Genomic DNA, 19,432 nt, shown 5'->3' on the forward strand with positions numbered 1-19,432 from the left:
AGACACACTATTACGGCCACTCATCAACAAATGTATACAGCATGATCCGATCAGGGTCCACAACCCGATAATACTCTCCGTTTACGTACAACCCCACAGTTCCATCGAGCTTTATGGGAATCACCGTCCTTACCGTTACATAGTCGATTTGTTCGTCCTTGATGATCCTGAAATTCGCAAGGGTATAGGAGGGAGGATAGCGGTCATAGGAAAACCTTTCATGAATAAAATAATCGTAATTATCCGGATCGTAGCCCTTTACATCGCCTTTAAATGCAAGGAGCCGATCCTCGTCATCACAATCTCCGAAGTAGATATCATCTTCTTTTTCTTTACTTCGGAGATATGCATCCACTCGTTTCTGAGGCATGGGCTGCTCATAGGAAACCTTCGTCATTCTGCCTTGCCCATCGGACCCCATCAGATTTTTGATGATATAGCCGTAGCCGGAATCGTTAACGATATAAAGGGTATCGTCACTGTTGCCGTCTTCGGACCGCTTATAGAGGGCCGCAAAATGCTCCTTGAAGTTTTCGCTGTCCTCCTGAAGCATCAGACGCGAATTCTCTTCCTGAACAGCCCGTATGGCCGCAATGTTCGTAAAAGGAATAGGTTTCCCTTTATACAAAAGGCGCATATCAGACAGACAGGTGTCGTCGTATTTACTTCCTTTGTACACCTTCTCAATCTCAAGGGTGATGGTTTGGGCCGTCTGGGGAAGTCCAAACGAGACGGACTGCCATCCCTCCGTATCATCCTTTAGGGTATAGCTTTTCTGCTGAAAGTGCTCTCCGGCGACCTGGGTCAGCTTCAGTTCCGCGACCCGATTATTCTTGTGGTAATAGTCGTTACCGCTTGCAAAGCCATTGACGATCTGAATCTCGTCAAAGGAAACCGGCTGAGCGAATTCAACGGTAACAGCCTCCCCTATCCCCGGACCTCCGGCATCGGCTTCGCACCAGGTGGTGGAAAAATCCCCGTCGAGAATATTAATGGGGGGATAAAGGTATTTCCCCTGAAACTGGGCCTCCACCAACTCCGACGTCGCCGTCACCGATTGGATCTCGGCGTGATCGGTCTGGGCCATAAACCAATGTTCCTGGGCACATAAGGAAAAGGGAAGTAAAAGAAAAAGCACAACACTTTTATAATATTTCACACATAGCTCCTTACCCCTTGATGCGTGTTTTACCTATTCATTCTATACACGTTTTCAAAGTAAGGACAATAGAGCATCCCCTCTGGGATGCTCTAAAAACATGCCGACGCTTTTAGTTCCAAAGCAGTGATTGTTCCGTTTGAGCATCAAAAAACTGCCACGCATTGGGGTCCGGTCTGAAGAAGACCTTCTGGCCGGGACGTATGCCCGATCGGGGATCCGCGAGAAGAACAATCTCCTGTTCGCCACAGCGGCATTGAAGCAAATTATCCCGGCCGAGGGGTTCAACAAGGGAAACAACAGCAGAGGCCGCATCTTCGCTTTCCTCGGATAGGATCTCGATATCTTCAGGACGAATTCCGACCGTGAGGTCTGCAGGCATCGGTTGAGGCGTGCGCTTCCTGGAAATGCGAAGAAGGCTGCCGTCCGACATCTTCACACAGGACATATCGGCCTTATCGATCAGGCTACCCTGCCAGATATTCATCGGCGGATTCCCGACGAATTGTCCGATGAAAAGGGTCCTCGGATGTTCATGCAGTTCCAGTGGCGGTCGATACGACTGAAGTACTCCATCTTTGATCACCGCAACCCTGTCTGCCATGGTCATTGCCTCGACCTGATCGTGGGTCACATAGATGCAGGTGATACCAAGCTCCTTTTGAAGCCGCTTGATCTCGCTTCTCATGGTAATCCGTAATCTTGCATCCAGGTTGGAAAGCGGTTCGTCGAAAAGAAGCAGTTCAGGCTTTTTAATCAGTGCCCGTCCAAGGGCCACTCGCTGCTGCTGTCCCCCGGATAATTCACCGGGCTTGCGGTGCAGAAGGTTTCCAATTCCAAGCATTTCCGCGACCTCCGCAGTCTCCTTTTCCATCTCCTGTTTCGACGCCTTTTTCAGTTTCATGGAAAATGAGATATTCTCAAACACCGTCATATGGGGATAGAGGGCATAGCTTTGGAATACCATACCGATGTTTCGGTCCTTCGGCTGAAGGGTGGTGACATCACGGTCGCCGAAAAAGATGTGTCCGCCATCGGGCTTGTAGATACCCGCGGTCATCAGCAGCGTGGTTGTCTTGCCGCAGCCGGAAGGGCCGAGAAAGGCGACGAACTCGCCACTTTCAATCTCCAGGCTGATTTTATCAACAGCCGTCGAGTTTCCGAATTTCTTTGTCAGTGTATCAAGTATTACCTTCATCTGTTTCCTCGCTTATACGCCACCGTGAGATCCGCCGGAGAAGATCTTCATCAGATATCGTTGGTTGAATGTGTAAAAAATCAGTATGGGAATGAGCTGAAACAAGCCGACGGCGGCCAGCACCCCGTACTGAATGGAAAGAGAATCACTGTGCATCATTGAATTCAGGTAGGTGGAAATAACCGCTTTCGAACCGCTTGTAAGAAAGGTATAGGGAATAAGAAACGAACTCCATCCCGTCATAAAAGAGAAGATCGAGAGTGCCGCAATTCCCGGACGAATCTGAGGTACCATGATGTTCCAGAAGGTCCTAAAACGGGAACAGCCGTCGATCAGGGCTGCCCGTTCGATATCCCAGGAAACGGCATCGAAAAAGCCTTTCATCAGCCACATACCAAGGGGAAGTTGCAGGGCAAGACTGACCAGGATAACCCCTCCCATGGTGTTGTAGCCCATAAAATTGCCGAGAACCGGAAGATGCGAGAAAAAGCGGAGTACAAAATAGATGGCGATCAGGAGGGTGATACTTGGGAATGCATGAAGCACCAAGGTCAGCGACAGAAAGGACTTGCGTCCCGGAAATTTGATGCGGGAAAGCGCGTATCCCGCCGAAGCGGAAACGACCAAAACTCCGATGGTCATCAAAAGAGCAAGAATAAAGGTATTGAAGGTCACGATCCAGATATCGGGATTGTGGAGAAACTGCCAGTTTTTCAGGGTAAGTCCTCCGAAATTTCCATTAATGTCTACCGGTTTCAAGCCATACGTCCTCTCCGAGAAGGTCGAGATAAACAACCAAAGGTATCCGACGATAATCGGGAGAGAAAGGACCAGCAGTATCAGAAAGGCCAGGGGCGTAAAATAGTCTCGATGTTTTTTCATGGTACGCTTCCTCATAATTCATCAATCAACGGCTCTTTTACCAGATCGTTGAACTTGAAATACTTCAGATAGATAATGGCGAAAATAACCCCGACGAAGACGAGAATCGCCGAGAGAGCGGCCCCAAAGCCGTACTGGAAATTTCCATAGTAATTATTCAGGGCCTTGTGATAGGACCAAAGGGCCCACACCTCTGTTCCGAAATTACCATCTGTCAGGATAAGGATGCTTTCGAAAGAGGTAAGAAGAGAGAGGGTTTGGTAGGTGGTCACAAACAACAAGGGCCATTTAAGTTGGGGAAGAATGATATATCGTGCCCGGTTAAAAAAAGAGGCGCCATCTACGAGGGAGGAAACCATGATATCGTTCGGTATGGCTTCTATTGCGGAAGAGAAGAGAATCATTCCGAACGATGCCCCGATATAGCCGTTCACCAAAACCGCAAAAAGCATGGCATATTCCGGAAGCCAGTTACTGGTGGAAAGGCCAAAGGGTATCCGAAACAGCTGGTTGATAACGCCGTAGGGAGCATCTGCCGCAAGCATCGTCCACATGAGAACATACACCACCGGCGGCGTGATCCTCGGAAGCAGCCATAATGAACGAAAAATCTCGCCGAGTCGTTTCGGCATGTGATGGGCGAGAATAGCGACCAAAAGCCCCATACCGACATTAAAAAAGCTCAGGGTGCAGGCAACATAGATCAGCGTGGTGGCAAAATTTGACCCCGAGTCGGGATGCTTCAGAATTTTTATATAATTGGCAAAACCTGTCCATGACCAGTTTGAAAATCCCGTTACCGAGCTCATGTTCGTCAGGGAAATACCTAAGGTAAGTATTACAGGAATAAAAAAATAGAGCACGACCAACACCGCTGCGGGAAGTATGAACCAGTAACCGGTCAAAGACCGTTTGTGTTTTCTCATGCATTACACTCCTTGATGAAAAACAAAAAGATCGGTCCGGAAACTCTTTCCCGGACCGACGGAACCTGTCTCATTTCACAATCAGCTGATCATCAAGTTCAAGTTTCATGACCTTAACGGCATCCTCGGCAGCCTCTTCGGGGCTTTTCTCCCCTTGCTCCGCTGCAACCATATTATCCCAGAGACTATCGAACCAGGTACCATAGAGAACATGGTTGGGCTGGTAGAAATTGTTGTCGAGCAGATAGGTAACATCCGCAAGAAATTTGTTTGATGTATAGGCATCATAGTGTGCTTGGGATTGAAGGATGCCGAGGTGTCCGCTTTCCACCGCATGTCGGGTATTTCGTTCTGTTGTCGTCATGAGAGCAATCAGCCGTTCGGCAAGTTCCTGGTCTGTAGATCCCGAGGCTCTTTCACTGGATATCAGATAGACAAGCGGATGACTCAGCGTGCTTCCCTTCCGACCTCGTATTCCGCTTGGTTCATAGGCATATCCGATATTCGCAAACAGGGCATCTTCACCACCTTCGGCATAGTTCTTCGCCCAGTCGGCCCACATCCATGTGCCGCCGTTAAAGAAAAGCGCCTTGTTATTGGAAACGACATCGTGCCAAATGTTCCACTCCGTTCCGATATAGGTGGCAGGGGTGATTCCCGTCTCTACACAGGAGCGTTGAAATGCATAAAATCTAACCAAGGCATCCCTTGTTACGACCAGCTTATCCTCCTGTGCGTCGTAGATCTCTCCGCCGAAGGCGCGATAAAATTGTACGAAATCACCGCCTTTTTTGGGTCGGTGCCAATACCCGTACCCAGGTTCCACGACCCCCATCTCCACTGCTTTTTGGGCTGTCGAGACTATATCCTGCAAGGTAAATTTTCCTTCTTCGATATCCTTTGGAAGTTGGGCGATTTGTGCGTCCGTAAAACCCACCTTTTTGAGCAAAGTTTTATTGAAATACATGGGTCGGGCCTCGGTGTCCTGCGGAACACCCCAGATATTGCCATGCCAGGATGCACAGTTCCAAAGCGAAGGAATAACATCTGCAAATTGTTCCGCCTCACCCTGAATCTCCTCCACGGAAGAGGCCAGAGGAACAATGTATCCCGCCTGTCCCCACGTTGCGATATCTTCATGTCCCGACACAACGATCAGCGGAGCCTCCCCGGAGTCTGCGGCAAGGGAGTATTTTTTCTTATAGCCGCCCCAATCCCCTTCATCCAGTACCGGCACCGCTTCCACGGTAATCTGGCTTCCTTCGGCTTTGAGCTGGGCATTGAGCTCCTTAGCGGCCTCAACTGCAAGGTCGGCCCGCCAATGGTTGATACCACCCTCTCTTGTCCAGACCTCAATGCTAACGGTACGAGGCCCGGATGAAGCCTCCTGGCCTCCGTTCGCATACAGTGTGGTTGCCGCCAGGCACAAAATCAGCATCACCGCAAAACAGTTCTTTTTCATGAGTCCCTCCTCATCTTGATTTGCAAATATTTAGAAAACGCTTGCGTAATTATTGCAACAGGTTTACACTGCTGTCAAGTTTTTTTTGTGATAGGATGTACACAGGATGACGCTGAAAGAATTGTCGGAACAACTGAACGTATCCCCTTCAACGATATCGCGTGTATTAAACGACAAACCGGGAATCAGCAGTAAAACCAGAGAGAAGGTCTTGGAGGCGGTAAAACAAACCGGCTTTTCCCTAAATTACGCCGCGCGTAACCTTGCAACTTCGGAACCACGATTTATCGGAATCATCGGAAGAAAACGAGGTGGTCAACAAGACAGCATTTTTTTTCATCACTCTATGGCACAGTTTGAGGAATACTTTGAACATAGTGAGTATCAATGTGTCAATCTATCGGTGTACAAAGAAGAGGTGGACTTTACCGGGACCCCGCTCTCGGTATCGGATTTTGCAGGATTTATCGTTCGGGGACAGAGCTTTCCCGTCAGGACGATTCTCACGCTTAAACAGACCGGTGTTCCCATCATCCTCTTGGAAAACAAGCTTTCAGAAACAAACCTCGACCATGTTGTCTGCGAAGACAGGCAGATAGCCTTCGACCTGACAAAACACCTGATCGATAGAGGCTACAAAAAAATCGTACATATAACGGGGCCTGAGAGCTGGTACAACAATAGAGAACGTATAGCAGGCTATATCGATGCGCTTACCCAGGCGGGCCTGAAGTCTGAAATTCTGTCGATGGAAGACACCACAGTCGACACCGGGTCGGAGGCTTTCGAGCGATTACAACCGAATAAACTCGAACATCTCGGTATCATGATGGTCAATGACGCCATGGCAATCGGTTTCCTCGATACCGCCCGAAAAAGAGGCTTTCTTGTCCCCTCGGACATCGGGGTAACTGGATTCGATGATATCCCCTGGGCCCGGCTTGCCTACCCGCCGCTGACAACGGCCCGAGTTTTTATCGAGCAGATGGGAAAACTTGCCGCAGGGCGATTGATGCAAATGATCGAAGATCCCGACAGCAGGCCCATTGCAATACGAGTTCCCGGAGAGATCATTATTCGGGAAAGCACCTAACGTTTCTTACAGAGGTTCAACATGAAAATAATCGGCCACCGCGGGGTCCCCGCACAAAAACCGGAAAACACCCTGGCATCATACCAGAGAGCCGTCGAGCTTGGTGTCAAGATGATAGAACTTGATGTCTATGTCTGCAGAACCGGCGAACTTGTCATCATGCACGACGATAGAATAGACAGGACGACAAACGGAAGCGGACTAGTGTACGAAAAGACATTGAAAGAGCTTAAGGGCTTTGATGCAGGAGAAGGCGAGCAGATTCCAACCCTTCAGGAGGCTTTGGACCTTTTGGCCGGAAAAACGGATGTCAATATCGAACTTAAAGGAAGAGGGACAGGAGAAGCTCTTCATGCATTTCTTTCCCGCTACCTGCCGGAGCGTTCATGGGAACCTGAATCTCTTCTGGTCTCTTCTTTCAATCTTCCGATGCTGCATGAGTTCGCGTGTTTAGAGCCTGATATTCCCATAGGCGCACTCCACGGAGGAATACCCATCAACTACAGCGACTTTGTAAAGCCGATGCACCCCTATTCTCTGCACTATAATCTTGAATTTATCGATCAGAAGATGGTCGACCATGCTCATCGGCAGGGCTACCAGGTCTATATCTACACGGTGAATCATCAAGACGACTATTTGCGTATGAAACAAATGGGAGTGGATGGGGTCTTCACAAACGACCCCACCGCCCTGTAGGAGCTTCGCCCATTACGATCGAGCGTCTTGCTCCATGCGTTCTATAACCTGTGCCATCGTCCCCGAAAAGGGGCCTGGCTGTTCCATTTTCAGGGAACAAAGGGCTGCCGCAAAGGAGACCGATTCCTGTGGACCATGGTCGATCCGCCTTGCCAGGTAAGCGGCAAAGGTCGTATCCCCTCGCCCGGTTCGTCCCGAGAGGTTTTTCGGCGTAAAGGGGGCCCGATATACCCTTCCGTCGGTATAGAGTATCACCTCGCTGTTGTGGGTGACCATCACCTCCCGTGCTCCCCAGGAGGCAAGCAGCTCGGCAGCTTCTTCGCGGTCATCAGAACCGGTGAGAATCTTTGCCTCTGCGGCATCGGTTTTCAGATAGTGGATCATTGGAAGGTAGCGTTTCTTATCCGCCCAATCGGAAAAGGAAAGGGCCTTTCCGTCATTGCACCGCAAAACGCCCTGGGCATCCAGAGCGACCTTTCCGTGCTTCGCGCATAAGGGTATCAGGCTATCCGGTATCTCTCCCCGGAAAAGCCCGGCAAGATGAATGATCGATCCATCGAGATGGGCCTCAACCGAATCATCGAAGGGCCGGGCCTGCGACAACAGAACCACATCCCGGGTTTCACAGTCCGCGGTATGGTAGATGTTTCTGATACTGGTTGTGGCGGGCGAATCGAATCTGACGACATCGATTCCCCTGTCACGAATGACATTCAAAGCCTCATCGTCATCGGCAGACGCGATGGTTAAAACACGGACCGCTTTCCCTGCACTTTTTGCCGCTGCCGAAGAGTAGATGACCGGTCCCCCGGTAAAACGCTGCACACCGTCAACGTACTCCATAATGTCCTTGGAAATATGTCCGACCATGGTGATGTCCATTTTTATGCCTCCCTGTTATGGTCTTATTGTTTCGGATGTTTAATCCAATCGGTATCGTATAAACGTAATTTCCTGCCCGAATTCCGCCGAAGAACGGTCCGCAGCAGATCCACATTGTTCGTCGTAATCGAATAGACGCCGAGGGTAATCAATTCCTGCATACGTTCTTCATCGTCTACGGTCCAAACCAAAATGGGAATATCATAGAGCCTTGAATAGCCCATAAACTCCGGCCTTAAATCTTCACACGAGATATTAAGACCAAAACAATTCAGCTCCTTCACCGCCGATAGTTGCGCCCTCATATAATCACGATAGTCCGGAACCTTTTTCCAATCCCACGGATCGGCATTATACAGAACCCGCGACCTGGGGCTTTTTCTATGCAACTCCTCTACTTCCGGCCGCCCACATCCGGAAAAAATAAAAGGCCGTTCAGACTCGTGGCGATCCAATATACGCAGCAGAGGGTCGATAACCCGCTGCTCTTTGATATCGAGGTTCAGGCCAATGCGGTGATCCTCGCATATTCGCAGTGCTTGCTCAAGTGTAATAACAGTGGGATTCGTCTCAAATAATTGAGCGGATGTGGCCTCAGCAATCACCGAATCGCCAACTGCCGGGTCATGAGAGAGTATGACCACGTTATCGAGGGTGGCACGGACATCGATCTCGATGATATCGGGGCGCTTCTCACATGCAAGTTTCAGATAGGCCATGCTGTTGGCCGGGGTTGAAAACCCTCCGCTGTGAACGGTAATTAAAGGCCTGTGTTCCGTTGTCATTATTTCAAGCTCATCGAAAAACCCTTCGTATAATACTTATATACGAAGTTGGAAAAGAGCAGTACCGGCACCGTTGTCAACAATCCGATACTCATCAATTCGCCCCATAGCGTCTCGTACTCACCTATGTAGTTGACAATAACCAGCGGCAAGGTTTCCAGAGAGGGGGTCCTGACAAAGAGCAGGGCGAAGAGAAACTCATCCCATGCAGAGATGATCCCGAAGATGGAAGTGGCGATAATACCCGTCCTGGCAAGGGGAAGAACAATGTTACCCAAGATGTACCAGCGACTTGCCCCGTCGATAAGGGCAGCCTCTTCAAAGGAAATCGGAACAGATTTAAGAAATCCGAAAATCATCCAGATACAATAGGGCAAGGTATAGACCTGATAGACCAGGATAAGACCAAGCAACTTGTTGATCAGGTGCATCGAGTTGAACATGGTATAGAGAGGAATCGCCAGTACGACCGGGGGCAATATTTTTACAACCAAGACCCACACAAGGAAAAGCGAGTTGAATGCCAAGGGAAACCGGTATCGAACCAGAGCATATGCAGCGGTAAAGGAGAGGAAAAGAGAAAGGCCTGTGGCACATACGGCCACAATCAGGCTGTTGAGCATGTTGTGCAAAAAGCCCGATTGTAAAACCGCTTTATAATTCATGAAGGTAGGATCATGAGGGAACAGGGTCGGCTTCGGAAGAATAACCTCTACCGGTGTCTTACAGGATGTTACGATGATCCAATAAATAGGGAACAGGATGATACCCATGATGACGGCCAATGCAATCCAGAACAGGGGATTGGAACTTTTCTTTCGTATATGCCTTCTCATGCATCCTCCTGAAGGATCTTCCTGATGTAGATCAGGGAAATCCCGGCCGCAACGATCAGGGTAATGATGGAAGCGGTTGAGGCCCTTCCCAAATTGAAATAGGAAAAGCCTTCACGATAGATAAAGTAAGAGAGCGTCTCCGTCGAGTTGCCCGGACCGCCCTGGGTCAAGGCATACACCTTGCCGAAGAGCTTGAAGGTATCGATTGTTCTCAGCATGATCAGAAGCATGATCTGGCTTGAGAGGATAGGCAGGGTAATTCGTCCGACGATTTGATGGTATTTTGCTCCGTCGATTTGTGCAGCCTCGTAGATTTCACCTGGTATCGAACTCATCGCCGCCTGGGTCATGATGAAAGTAAAGGGGGTCCACTGCCAGATATCGACGATGACAATGGAGAAGAGAGCCTTCCCCTGATCGATCAGCCACCCCACGGGCTTTGCGCCAATGGATCGCAGCGTTGCGTTAAAAAGACCGATATCGTAATGGTACAGGGTCTTCCAGATGGCACAGATGACCATCGTCGATATCATCATGGGAAAAATCGATATGATCATGAATACCCTTTTACCGGCGAAGCGGCCGTCGAAAATAAGAGCGAGGATGATCCCGCCCGCAACCTCCGCCGCCGTGGCCAAAAGCGAGAAAAGCAGGGTATTGAGAAATGCCTGTTGAAATAGCTGTTCGCTTAGGATCTCCTTAAAATTACCAAGGCCGACAAAGGTTTTTATATCGGTAATATAATTGTATTTGAAAAAAGAGAGGTCGACGACATGGATGACAGGATAGATGGTCAGCCAAGCCATAATTGCCGCCGCCGGGGAAATCAGAATGAAAAAAAAGAGATTTTTCCGGATGTAATTTCCAGTCCTCATGTAGTAATCTCCTGTCGCATAAAAATGAGTACCGAAACGCAATAGAGAGCACATAAGGCCGGGCCGGGATGCCCCGGCCTTATCGTGGATAGCGGCTACTTAAGAATATTGGTAATGCCCTTCTCTGCTTCCGTCAGAGCCTGCTCAGCGCTTATATTCCCCATAAGGGCGAACTGAAGCACTGTACCAAGTTGGTCCTCCACTTCCTTCCACTTTGTTGTTCGTGTACGGGCCACGCCGTTGAGCAAGGCATCGAGCTGTGCCGGATACCAGGGATATTTTTCCTGCTGGGAGGTGAGCCTATAGACCTCGCTTCTCGTCGGCGGTAATCCTACACTATCGGACATTGCAACCTGCATATCGTAACTTGTCAGAAAGCGCAGGAAATCAAAGGCGGCCTGCTGGTGTTTCGAGGCCTTTGGAATTCCGGCCAGCCACACCCCGATCATTGGTGACGATTTCTCAACCTCGCCGGGATGTTTGATCACCTTGACCTTTCCGACAACGGAAGATTTCTCGGGGTTTTCCAAATCGCCTATCCAGCCAGGCCACACCTCGGTTGCTATCGCCGCTTTGCCGGAATAGATGGCGTCTTTAACCTGGGCCGACTGATACATGGAGACGCCTTCGGGAGCGTACGTGCTCAGCTCAAGAAAATAGTGTAACGCGTTGAGTCCTTCGGGTGAGTTGATGGTTACATTGCCGTCGGCATCGAGGATCTTTCCGCCGAAAGCCCAGAAGATGGGAAGAAATCCGGTAACAATTGGATTGCCTTTTACCCCTCTGAAGACGACGCCGTCGATGGAAGGCTCGTTTTTATCGATAGTCTTCACCGCCGTAAGGACTTGCGACCAGGATTGTGGCTCTTGGAGGCCGTACTTTGCAAACAGGTCCGTTCGATAGGCAAACAGCTCTACGTTACCTGCAAAGGGAAGTGCATAGAGTGTTCCATGTGCCGTATAGGGATAGCGCCCCAGCCTCAGCGTCGGTTCGATGAAGTCGGGATCGATGCTAACTCCGGCCTGCTCGTAAAGGTCATCAAGGTTTGCAAGCCAGTTTACCTCCAGAAACTGGGTGGCATTGGGATCATCGATGAGAATCACATCGTATGTACCTGTTTCACTTCTCATGTCGATCACGGTTTTTTCAAATAGACTGCTTCCCGAGAGTTTCAACACCTCAAAGGATACCTCGGGATGCTTCTCGTGGTATGCGTCCGCCGCCATCTGCATTGCTTCGCCGTAGGCACCGTCCCGGCCGGCAATTGTCAACTTGATCTCTGTTTCCCCACCCTCCTGGGCTCCGCCGGCAAAGAGCAGGCCGACGGCCGAGAAAAGAAAACACAGCATAGCTATTCGCTTCTTCATATATCCCTCCTGTTGATTGATATCCTATCATGCATGGTCCCACAAGCAAGCTTGTTCGGATTTTCACTTAACAACTCGATACCGCATAGGTTATACTTTCTACTTAGCATATGACGCTCATAAACTAAGCAACGACATGGAGCTGCTATGATTACACATAGGGTTAAACGACAAGATCTTATCATGGCGCTGTTTGTCCTTTTTTCCTCCGAATACGATCGTCAGTCCCATGAATCCATCCTCGATATCGTGATACCGATATCGGAGGTAAAAGCGTATATCGAAAAACGTTTCCGCGTTTCCTATTCCGGAAGTAGCTGGATCTATACGCAAATTCACAACTATGAAGACGAGATCGGATACCGGCTCTTCGATAAAGAACGTACCGCCAAGGATGAATACGCCCTGCGTTTACACCGTTCCATGCTGGCCTTTACCCAAAAACGGCACCTTTACATCAACCAAAAGATAAAAGTCAGTAATGCCCTCTACGATATGATCCTACACCGAAGTGACAGCCGTCAGTATGCAGATACCTCGGCACCGACGATTAAGCTGCTCATCGATGCCGGTAGTACCGTCTATCACCTCGCAGACATCATTGCAAACCACAGCAGCGAATCGCCTATTTATTATGAGGTATTCACCCATAACATCAGTATCATTGAACGATTTCTCGAACCACATGTAAAAACGGAGCAGATCACGGTCAAAACCCCGACAGGAGAGGTAGATCCCGTTACCAATTCGATTCTCGGAGACGATATCTCTCTTTATAAAGGGCCCGCCTTCGACATGATTATCCAAGGAACCTCATTCTTATTCGACGGAACCGTAGGTGTGGAGCAGGAACGGGAAAGCAGGGTTAAACAAAAAATTCTCCAAGAGACGCAAGGTCCGAAAATCCTCATCCTCACCGGACATGAAATCCGTACGGAGCCTCCGGAAAAATCCCAATTCTCCTTTGGAAAACTCACGGATTTCGACCTCCTGGTGGTACCCTTCAATGCCAGAAGCAAGGCGAAAAATCTCAACGCCATGCTCGAACGCTATGAATCGGTACTGAAACCGGAGATTATGAACTGGAATTACAGGATCTATCATATCCAATAGTACCTTTTCTCTGTCAGATGCATGCTATATGCTGGTGGGCATGGAACCTTTTGAGATCATCAAAGCAGAATCGTCTCACATTCCCGATCTATGTAAACTTCTGGAAATTCTTTTTTCCCAGGAAGAGGAGTTTTGTCCGGACCGATCAAAACAGGAAGCGGGACTTCGCATGATTATCGAAAATCCCGATACAGGTTTCGTCCTTGCCGCGCTGAAGCATGGAAGCATCGTCGGCATGGTAAATATTCTTTTTACCGTCTCAACAGCCCTCGGAGCACGGGTTGCTCTCCTTGAAGACCTCATTGTTCGCCCCGAAGAGCGAAGAAAGGGCATAGGGAAAGGGCTTATCACCGAGGCATCAAGGTGCGCAAAACAAGCAGGTTGCATGCGACTTACCCTTTTGACCGACGGGGCCAATACCACCGCTCATCATTTCTATCAAAAGAATGGCTTTTCATATTCAAACATGCAAATATTCAGAAAACTGCTTTAATTAAGGATAAAGCCATAAGAGTTTCCTTGACAGCTTTGCCTTGGCGATCAAGAATAGGGTATGTCAACAAGGAGGAGGCATTATGGAATTTGGAAATCCCTTCAGCGTAAAAGATAACGACAGAATGCTCAATCACGGCGAGTTGGTACGGGCCATCAGAATGATGGTTGCGGCGGAATACGAGGCAACTCAGCTCTATGAACAGTTGGCTGCATCAACGGACAATACCCTTGCAAGCCAGGTATTACTAGATATTGCCGACGAAGAAAAGGTACACGCAGGAGAATTCCTTCGCTTACTCAAGGAACTGGCACCAGAAGAAGAGGGTTTTTACCAACAGGGCGCCGAGGAAGTCGAAGAAGAGTTCCTGGGAGGAGCCTCGAAGTCGACCGGTACCGCTTCACAGGAATCAGGTGGTCTTGGTATCGGCAGCCTAAAGGGCCGGGAATAGGAGGTAACATGGATATCCTGAAACGAGATCTCGCACCGATAAGCGATGCTGCATGGAAAGAAATAGACGAGATGGCGAGGGAGACTCTGGCTGCCAATTTGTCGGGACGAAAGTTCCTTGACGTATCGGGCCCTCACGGTATTGGATACACGAGTGTGGACCTGGGGCGTCTCTCCCTCAGCAAGGACCAAAAAAAAGACGAGGTCCGATACGGTGTCTATATGGTTCAGCCCCTGGTGGAAAGCCGTATCGGTTTTTCTCTGAAAACCTGGGAACTGGACAACATCGAACGGGGGGCCCTTGATATCGATCTGACCCCAGTCGTAACGGCGGCAAAAAAGATGGCGGCTTTTGAGGAAACGGCAATTTTCAAGGGTTTTAAGCCCGGTATGATTACCGGTATCCAGGATGCCGTCGACAGCGAGAAAATACCGCTTAAGCTCGAAAATGCAGCGATCGTCGATGCCGTTTCCGAAGCAAAAACCAGGTTGCTTGCGGAAGGTGTCAGGGGTGCAAGTAACCTTATTGTCAATTCCGAATTGTGGAAGTTCATGGGTCGTCCGACCCCTGGCGGCTCACTAAAAACCTTGGTGGAAAAGCAAATTGAGGGTAAAGTCATCTACTCAGGGTTTGTAGATACAGCCCTCCTCGCCTCCGATCGTGGAGGAGACTTTGAACTCACCCTGGGGCAGGACCTTTCCATAGGCTACCATCACCACGATTCCGAAGAGGTTCATCTTTTCTTCTCGGAATCTTTTAGTTTCCGCGTCATTACCCCGGAAGCTCTGGTCTGCTTTAGTATGTAATTCTATGCTTCCCGGCTTCACGGTCGGGGAGCTCTTTTTACCGGCAATCTTTCCCACGGGTATATATTTAACATAGTGTTCCGAATCCTGGTGGTCAAAGCATCCTAATTCTTTTTCTTTCCATCAATTACAAGACTACAGGTGTAAAAGATCAAGTAATCCGGGAAATGAAAGGATTTCTCCGGGGAAAACGGCATAAAACCACCAGGATTCCGGACACTAGTTCATGCCTGCCTCTTCGCACGACTTTTCGGTACGAGAGAGTGTGCTGCCCCTCGAATCCATGACAGCATAAAGCTGCTGGATTACATACAGAATACCCTCGGCAATTCGTGTACCTGCATTGGTTAGTCCATATTCCACATGAGGAGGCCCTTTTTCCAACTCCCGGCGATAAATAAGACCTTCTTCTTCCAGAAGTTTGAGACTCTTCGACAGCATTCGCTCGCTAATTCCCTCTATCGATCGAGATAGTGTACCGAAACGTGCAGGCCCCTCTTGAAGGCGTGCAAGGATAAGGACGCCCCAGCGACTGAATATATGCAGAAAAGCGGACCGGGAGGGACAACCGGCGGCAAACACATCGTACGGAATTTGCTTCATATCATCACCATGCAAAAAAAATCATTGAACAATACTAAACGTAGCATAAAAAAAAAGAGTTGTCACTTACGAAAAGTTAGTACTATATTTCATGAGTAACTAACTTTTCGTAAGGAGAAAAAGATGATGTATGGAGTAACAGGGGCCACAGGAGAGCTTGGATCACTGGTAGTTTCACAGTTGATAAACCTCGGTGTTCAGCCTTCCTCTATCATTGGCCTTGCAAGAAACAGATCAAAAGCGGCACATCTCGAAAAGCAAGGAATTACCGTACGTATCGGCGATTATGACGATCAAGCGTCACTAAGGAAGGCCTTCACCGGGGTGGACCGCCTTCTTTTGATATCAGGTTCCGAAGTGGGGAAACGAGCCGCACAGCATCAGAACGTTATTGAGGCTGCACAGGCTGCCGGTACCAAAACAATCGCCTACACAAGCATCTCCAGAGCCGATACCTCAAACAATCCGCTAGCCCCCGAGCATAAAGCGACTGAGGAGCTATTAAGGCATTCCGGCCTTACATCCGTTATCCTCAGAAATAACTGGTATGCGGAAAATTATACCGGAGATATTCGGGCTGCCCGAGACTCCGGCACAATAGCTGCAGCCGCGGGAGACGGCAAAGTAGCATCGGCTTCCAAAAGTGACTATGCCGAAGCAGCGGCAAAAGTACTTGTATCGGAAAGCTACGACGGCATGACCCTGGAACTCGCAGGCACCCCCTGGAACTATGAGCAGCTTGCCTCAGCCGCAGGAAAGGCACTTGGAAAGGATATTCGGTATGAGCGGATCAGTATCGAAGAACGGAAACAACGATTGGTTGCAGCAGGAATGCCCGAAGCCGGGGCCGCTTTCTATGCGCAACTCGACGAATCCATAGCTGCCGGAACCCTTGATATCTCAAGCAGCGATCTCGAAAAAGTATTGGAGCGCCCACCGCTTTCTCTTGAAGAGCAAGTGAAAAAGCTGCTTTAGCAGTCATATCGTTGGGGAGGCCTATCCCTCCCTAACGATTATCGGTTATTGCTTTCTCGCAGAGAACGGCCCCATTCAACGACCTGATGTTCCTGTCAACATATGTCAACATATTCCCAATCGCCTCCAAGGACCGTGCCGATAACGATCTACCAAGCCCCTTTATTTAAGATGCCATCATGGAAAAGTCCTCTGGAGCATCGTTCGGCACATCCCCGAAGCTACCCGTCGTGATAGATCAACAAAACTGCAAAGCAATAGCCCGCTTTCCCAGAATATGATCGTCAAACACAAGGCGGGCCTTTCGACCGGACATCCCCAGACAGACATGTAAGGGAAGCAGATGTTCCTCTCTCGGATGGCAGTACCTGGCATGGGGAGCATCAGTCCAGGCAGTTAGTTTTTCTTCTCGCTCGGAGATGCTGTAATCACCGGTACAAACATCGACAAGCCATTCCTGAAACTCATCATTTGCAGGATCCTCTTGATTCGACGAATCCCAGGTAAAGGCCCTCATATTGTGAAACGAAAAGCCGGATCCGATAATAAGGATGTTTTCATCGGCCAACGATCGAAGGGCCCGACCCAAGGCAATATGCTGTTGCGGCTCCAATCCCCGGATAAGGGACAATTGCGTCATGGGAATATCAGCATCGGGATACATCATTTTCAAGGGAATGAATAGGCCGTGATCAAAACCACGTCTCTCATCTATTCTCGAAGCAATGTCGGCCTCCTGAAGAAAGCCTTGCATGGTTTGCGCCAAACGAGGCGCTCCTGGCGCAGGGTATTGCAGCTCGTATGCCTCCTTCGGAAAGCCATAGTAATCATAAAACAGCGACGGGGACTCGGCTCCGATGATGGTCGGAAGCGACTCCTCCCAGTGGGCACTCACAACGACAACAGCTTCCGGTTTCGGCAACTGCCGGGGAAGCTCCTTCATAAAAGCAATCATCGCCGCATGACTTGGGTCGCCTAAAATTGGGAGAGGACCGCCTCCATGAGAAAGATAGATGATATTTCCAGGCCTCTTTTCCGAACAATCTGCCATAAATTTCTCTCCTATAACGGCTATTATATGAGAAAAATTTGAAGATGCTACTATGCTTCCGGGAAAAATGCGTCCCAGATGCCATCTTCAAGCCGACGGCCGCGCTCTCCCAGTCGCCTCGAGAGGGAGAGATAGATAGCCTGCACAATGGCATGCTGAGCGATCCGGGAGGCGACCGTTTCGGGGTTTTGCTCGTGGCAGACCGACAGCAGGAGAACATCGGAGGCCTTGGCAAGTTCGGTCAAAGCATTACCCGTGATGGTCATCACAGGGACAGAGGAACGTTTTGCAACCTCTACGGCTCTCATGACCATATCGGAAGCCCCTGACTGGGATATCACGAAAAGAAGATCCTTTTCGCTCAGAAGTGCCGCATGCATGATCTGCAACATCACATCACTTGCCACCGTGCAGTTGATGCCGAGACGAAACAACCTATTATAAAGTTCATGAGCTATGGGCCCTGAGGTTCCGGAACCGGTTATCAAGACTTTTCCGGCATTCTGGAGTAGATCCATACCTCGTTCAAAGCTATCCTCATCAAAAGCCATGGCGGTTTCATCCAGAGCCTCTTTACTTTTCCTGATAATCGCCCGAAAAGGGCTCTCTTCGATAGCCTCATCTCCGACGCTTTCGGGAAGCGATCTGATGAGAGCAATCTTCAACTCGAGCCATCCCCGGTAACCAATACTACGGCTAAAACGCATGGCCGTCGCATCACTGACGCTGCTCTCCCTGGCAACCTCGGCAAGGGACATCTCCACCACACGAGAGGGATAGGAAAGAATGAATTTTCCTACCTTCTTTTCAGAAACGGAAAGCGTGGCATAGGCGGTTTTCAGCCGTGTAAAAAAATCTTTTTTTAAGGGGGAAGATGACACGTATTTCTCCATATATACGGACCGATACCATCTAACGGCACCGGTCCGATGATTACTAATTACGATTCTTTTTTGGGATAGTTCTGCAGGAAGGAGGAAATAATCAACCCGGCGGTACCGATACCTCCTATGAGAACAACACCGGCTGATCCCACATCACCTCCTGCACCGAAACCGCCATAGAGTAGCTCTTGCCCTACGCCAAAGGCTGCAAGAAAGCCGCCTATGAGCCCTACAAGGATGCTGATAACCATGATAACGGCACCGATCCTGGAAAGCTTTCCGGCAACGGGAATATCCTCTTCGTCCATGAGATCCGTCCAGAGGAGGTCCCACTTCACGATCCGGGGATAGAGGATCAAGAGGATGGGAATGCCAAGGACGATCGAAGGGATGCTGTTGTTCAGGGTAATGATACTTCCGAGGGCCGCAAACGGGACCATACCGAGGACATCAAGAAACCAGGCGATGGGAAGCGCACAGGCTGCAGCGCCAAGAATGGCAACGACCACATACGTAACAACCTTTCTTCCGGATTTCAGATCCGGGGTATACTCGCCGGAGGGAGCAAGACCAAGATTAATCCACAGCTTATAGGGAACATAAGCAAACATGAAGTTCCCCACAAAGCCGGAGATACTGCCGATTCCAAGAGAACCGAAAAAGTCTCCGATAAGGTTTCCGATGGCAGATCCCCAGGCACCGGCAGGACCGAAAAGCAGGCCAAGAACTACGGGAAGTGCGCTTCCAGGTCTGACCTCGGTTATACCGGGGATAAGTACAAAGCCCTTAAACGGAATCAGTAGGGCCGCATACAGGCCGGCACTCAGTGCCACAAGAACAACCATTTTGGTGTTTTTCCACATGGCAAACACATCTCTCATAAGCAACTCCT

At 49.5% G+C, this 19,432-nt stretch carries 21 protein-coding genes; 7 read left to right on the forward strand and 14 right to left on the reverse strand.

Going from position 1 to position 19,432, the window contains the following annotated elements; all coding sequences use genetic code 11:
- Nucleotides 1–10 precede the first annotated feature (10 nt).
- The 5 genes from SPIRS_RS19475 to SPIRS_RS19495 all read right to left on the reverse strand — a co-directional run bounded on the left by SPIRS_RS19475 (nucleotide 11) and on the right by SPIRS_RS19495 (nucleotide 5,627).
- Complete coding sequence (locus tag SPIRS_RS19475) at nucleotides 11–1,159, reverse strand: NADase-type glycan-binding domain-containing protein (protein ID WP_013256408.1); 1,149 nt, start codon at nucleotides 1,157–1,159, stop codon at nucleotides 11–13.
- Between the two features lie 112 nt (nucleotides 1,160–1,271).
- Complete coding sequence (locus tag SPIRS_RS19480) at nucleotides 1,272–2,357, reverse strand: ABC transporter ATP-binding protein (RefSeq protein WP_013256409.1); 1,086 nt, start codon at nucleotides 2,355–2,357, stop codon at nucleotides 1,272–1,274.
- Nucleotides 2,358–2,369: 12 nt separating this feature from the next.
- Nucleotides 2,370–3,239, reverse strand: coding sequence for a carbohydrate ABC transporter permease (locus SPIRS_RS19485; RefSeq protein ID WP_013256410.1), 870 nt, complete (start codon nucleotides 3,237–3,239; stop codon nucleotides 2,370–2,372).
- An 11-nt stretch (nucleotides 3,240–3,250) separates the two neighbouring features.
- Nucleotides 3,251–4,165, reverse strand: coding sequence for a carbohydrate ABC transporter permease (locus tag SPIRS_RS19490; RefSeq protein ID WP_013256411.1), 915 nt, complete (start codon nucleotides 4,163–4,165; stop codon nucleotides 3,251–3,253).
- Between the two features lie 70 nt (nucleotides 4,166–4,235).
- Nucleotides 4,236–5,627, reverse strand: a complete 1,392-nt coding sequence (locus SPIRS_RS19495; RefSeq protein ID WP_013256412.1) for an ABC transporter substrate-binding protein — start codon at nucleotides 5,625–5,627, stop codon at nucleotides 4,236–4,238.
- 106 nt (nucleotides 5,628–5,733) lie between these two features.
- On the opposite strand from SPIRS_RS19495, the gene SPIRS_RS19500 reads away from it, so the two are divergent.
- Nucleotides 5,734–6,720 (forward strand): LacI family DNA-binding transcriptional regulator, encoded by a 987-nt coding sequence (locus SPIRS_RS19500; protein ID WP_013256413.1) that lies wholly within the window; start codon nucleotides 5,734–5,736, stop codon nucleotides 6,718–6,720.
- Between the two features lie 21 nt (nucleotides 6,721–6,741).
- Nucleotides 6,742–7,419, forward strand: coding sequence for a glycerophosphodiester phosphodiesterase (locus tag SPIRS_RS19505; RefSeq protein WP_013256414.1), 678 nt, complete (start codon nucleotides 6,742–6,744; stop codon nucleotides 7,417–7,419).
- Nucleotides 7,420–7,431: 12 nt separating this feature from the next.
- Here the strand turns inward: SPIRS_RS19505 and SPIRS_RS19510 are convergent, their stop codons facing one another.
- The 5 genes from SPIRS_RS19510 to SPIRS_RS19530 form a co-directional block, all read right to left on the reverse strand.
- Nucleotides 7,432–8,301, reverse strand: coding sequence for a PfkB family carbohydrate kinase (locus SPIRS_RS19510; protein ID WP_013256415.1), 870 nt, complete (start codon nucleotides 8,299–8,301; stop codon nucleotides 7,432–7,434).
- Nucleotides 8,302–8,324: 23 nt separating this feature from the next.
- Nucleotides 8,325–9,086 carry a glycerophosphodiester phosphodiesterase gene (locus tag SPIRS_RS19515; RefSeq protein WP_013256416.1) on the reverse strand — a complete coding sequence of 254 codons (762 nt, stop codon included), beginning with the start codon at nucleotides 9,084–9,086 and terminating at the stop codon, nucleotides 8,325–8,327.
- Nucleotides 9,086–9,922 (reverse strand): carbohydrate ABC transporter permease, encoded by an 837-nt coding sequence (locus SPIRS_RS19520; protein WP_013256417.1) that lies wholly within the window; start codon nucleotides 9,920–9,922, stop codon nucleotides 9,086–9,088. Before SPIRS_RS19520 ends, SPIRS_RS19515 begins: the two co-directional genes overlap by 1 nt.
- Complete coding sequence (locus tag SPIRS_RS19525) at nucleotides 9,919–10,797, reverse strand: carbohydrate ABC transporter permease (RefSeq protein WP_013256418.1); 879 nt, start codon at nucleotides 10,795–10,797, stop codon at nucleotides 9,919–9,921. Before SPIRS_RS19525 ends, SPIRS_RS19520 begins: the two co-directional genes overlap by 4 nt.
- Before the next feature lie 95 nt (nucleotides 10,798–10,892).
- On the reverse strand, nucleotides 10,893–12,164 hold the full coding sequence (locus SPIRS_RS19530) for an extracellular solute-binding protein (protein WP_013256419.1): 1,272 nt from the start codon (nucleotides 12,162–12,164) through the stop codon (nucleotides 10,893–10,895).
- A 147-nt stretch (nucleotides 12,165–12,311) separates the two neighbouring features.
- On the opposite strand from SPIRS_RS19530, the gene SPIRS_RS19535 reads away from it, so the two are divergent.
- The 4 genes from SPIRS_RS19535 to SPIRS_RS19550 all read left to right on the forward strand — a co-directional run bounded on the left by SPIRS_RS19535 (nucleotide 12,312) and on the right by SPIRS_RS19550 (nucleotide 15,027).
- Nucleotides 12,312–13,277 (forward strand): sugar phosphate isomerase family, encoded by a 966-nt coding sequence (locus SPIRS_RS19535; RefSeq protein WP_013256420.1) that lies wholly within the window; start codon nucleotides 12,312–12,314, stop codon nucleotides 13,275–13,277.
- 28 nt (nucleotides 13,278–13,305) lie between these two features.
- On the forward strand, nucleotides 13,306–13,770 hold the full coding sequence (locus SPIRS_RS19540; protein ID WP_013256421.1) for a GNAT family N-acetyltransferase: 465 nt from the start codon (nucleotides 13,306–13,308) through the stop codon (nucleotides 13,768–13,770).
- 82 nt (nucleotides 13,771–13,852) lie between these two features.
- Nucleotides 13,853–14,221, forward strand: a complete 369-nt coding sequence (locus tag SPIRS_RS19545; protein ID WP_013256422.1) for a ferritin family protein — start codon at nucleotides 13,853–13,855, stop codon at nucleotides 14,219–14,221.
- A gap of 8 nt (nucleotides 14,222–14,229) precedes the next feature.
- Nucleotides 14,230–15,027 (forward strand): family 1 encapsulin nanocompartment shell protein, encoded by a 798-nt coding sequence (locus tag SPIRS_RS19550; protein WP_013256423.1) that lies wholly within the window; start codon nucleotides 14,230–14,232, stop codon nucleotides 15,025–15,027.
- A gap of 219 nt (nucleotides 15,028–15,246) precedes the next feature.
- On the opposite strand, the gene SPIRS_RS19555 is transcribed toward SPIRS_RS19550, so the two are convergent.
- Complete coding sequence (locus SPIRS_RS19555) at nucleotides 15,247–15,630, reverse strand: winged helix-turn-helix transcriptional regulator (protein ID WP_013256424.1); 384 nt, start codon at nucleotides 15,628–15,630, stop codon at nucleotides 15,247–15,249.
- A 123-nt stretch (nucleotides 15,631–15,753) separates the two neighbouring features.
- Between SPIRS_RS19555 and SPIRS_RS19560 the strand changes: the two genes are divergently transcribed.
- Nucleotides 15,754–16,605 carry an SDR family oxidoreductase gene (locus SPIRS_RS19560; protein WP_041866143.1) on the forward strand — a complete coding sequence of 284 codons (852 nt, stop codon included), beginning with the start codon at nucleotides 15,754–15,756 and terminating at the stop codon, nucleotides 16,603–16,605.
- Nucleotides 16,606–16,843: 238 nt separating this feature from the next.
- Here the strand turns inward: SPIRS_RS19560 and SPIRS_RS19565 are convergent, their stop codons facing one another.
- Genes SPIRS_RS19565 through SPIRS_RS19575 form a run of 3 tightly spaced genes read right to left on the reverse strand, consistent with a single transcriptional unit; the run spans nucleotide 16,844 to nucleotide 19,421 of the window.
- Nucleotides 16,844–17,656, reverse strand: coding sequence for a DODA-type extradiol aromatic ring-opening family dioxygenase (locus SPIRS_RS19565; RefSeq protein WP_013256426.1), 813 nt, complete (start codon nucleotides 17,654–17,656; stop codon nucleotides 16,844–16,846).
- A gap of 50 nt (nucleotides 17,657–17,706) precedes the next feature.
- Nucleotides 17,707–18,537, reverse strand: a complete 831-nt coding sequence (locus SPIRS_RS19570; RefSeq protein ID WP_013256427.1) for a MurR/RpiR family transcriptional regulator — start codon at nucleotides 18,535–18,537, stop codon at nucleotides 17,707–17,709.
- A gap of 59 nt (nucleotides 18,538–18,596) precedes the next feature.
- A complete protein-coding gene (locus tag SPIRS_RS19575; protein ID WP_013256428.1) occupies nucleotides 18,597–19,421 on the reverse strand; it encodes a QueT transporter family protein in 825 nt (274 codons plus the stop codon).
- Between the last annotated feature and the right edge of the window lie 11 nt (nucleotides 19,422–19,432).

It is taken from the genome of Sediminispirochaeta smaragdinae DSM 11293, assembly GCF_000143985.1.
Lineage (GTDB): Bacteria > Spirochaetota > Spirochaetia > DSM-16054 > Sediminispirochaetaceae > Sediminispirochaeta > Sediminispirochaeta smaragdinae.

Coding starts and splice junctions, on each gene's coding strand:
- SPIRS_RS19560 (WP_041866143.1), top strand. CDS start 15,754: ATGATGTATGGAGTAACAGGGGCCACAGGAGAGCTTGGATCACTGGTA.
- SPIRS_RS19515 (WP_013256416.1), bottom strand. CDS start 9,086: ATGACAACGGAACACAGGCCTTTAATTACCGTTCACAGCGGAGGGTTT.
- SPIRS_RS19485 (WP_013256410.1), bottom strand. CDS start 3,239: ATGAAAAAACATCGAGACTATTTTACGCCCCTGGCCTTTCTGATACTG.
- SPIRS_RS19535 (WP_013256420.1), top strand. CDS start 12,312: ATGATTACACATAGGGTTAAACGACAAGATCTTATCATGGCGCTGTTT.
- SPIRS_RS19575 (WP_013256428.1), bottom strand. CDS start 19,421: ATGAGAGATGTGTTTGCCATGTGGAAAAACACCAAAATGGTTGTTCTT.
- SPIRS_RS19530 (WP_013256419.1), bottom strand. CDS start 12,164: ATGAAGAAGCGAATAGCTATGCTGTGTTTTCTTTTCTCGGCCGTCGGC.
- SPIRS_RS19500 (WP_013256413.1), top strand. CDS start 5,734: ATGACGCTGAAAGAATTGTCGGAACAACTGAACGTATCCCCTTCAACG.
- SPIRS_RS19545 (WP_013256422.1), top strand. CDS start 13,853: ATGGAATTTGGAAATCCCTTCAGCGTAAAAGATAACGACAGAATGCTC.
- SPIRS_RS19565 (WP_013256426.1), bottom strand. CDS start 17,656: ATGGCAGATTGTTCGGAAAAGAGGCCTGGAAATATCATCTATCTTTCT.
- SPIRS_RS19495 (WP_013256412.1), bottom strand. CDS start 5,627: ATGAAAAAGAACTGTTTTGCGGTGATGCTGATTTTGTGCCTGGCGGCA.
- SPIRS_RS19520 (WP_013256417.1), bottom strand. CDS start 9,922: ATGAGAAGGCATATACGAAAGAAAAGTTCCAATCCCCTGTTCTGGATT.
- SPIRS_RS19510 (WP_013256415.1), bottom strand. CDS start 8,301: ATGGACATCACCATGGTCGGACATATTTCCAAGGACATTATGGAGTAC.
- SPIRS_RS19550 (WP_013256423.1), top strand. CDS start 14,230: ATGGATATCCTGAAACGAGATCTCGCACCGATAAGCGATGCTGCATGG.
- SPIRS_RS19505 (WP_013256414.1), top strand. CDS start 6,742: ATGAAAATAATCGGCCACCGCGGGGTCCCCGCACAAAAACCGGAAAAC.
- SPIRS_RS19490 (WP_013256411.1), bottom strand. CDS start 4,165: ATGAGAAAACACAAACGGTCTTTGACCGGTTACTGGTTCATACTTCCC.
- SPIRS_RS19480 (WP_013256409.1), bottom strand. CDS start 2,357: ATGAAGGTAATACTTGATACACTGACAAAGAAATTCGGAAACTCGACG.
- SPIRS_RS19555 (WP_013256424.1), bottom strand. CDS start 15,630: ATGAAGCAAATTCCGTACGATGTGTTTGCCGCCGGTTGTCCCTCCCGG.
- SPIRS_RS19525 (WP_013256418.1), bottom strand. CDS start 10,797: ATGAGGACTGGAAATTACATCCGGAAAAATCTCTTTTTTTTCATTCTG.
- SPIRS_RS19540 (WP_013256421.1), top strand. CDS start 13,306: ATGCTGGTGGGCATGGAACCTTTTGAGATCATCAAAGCAGAATCGTCT.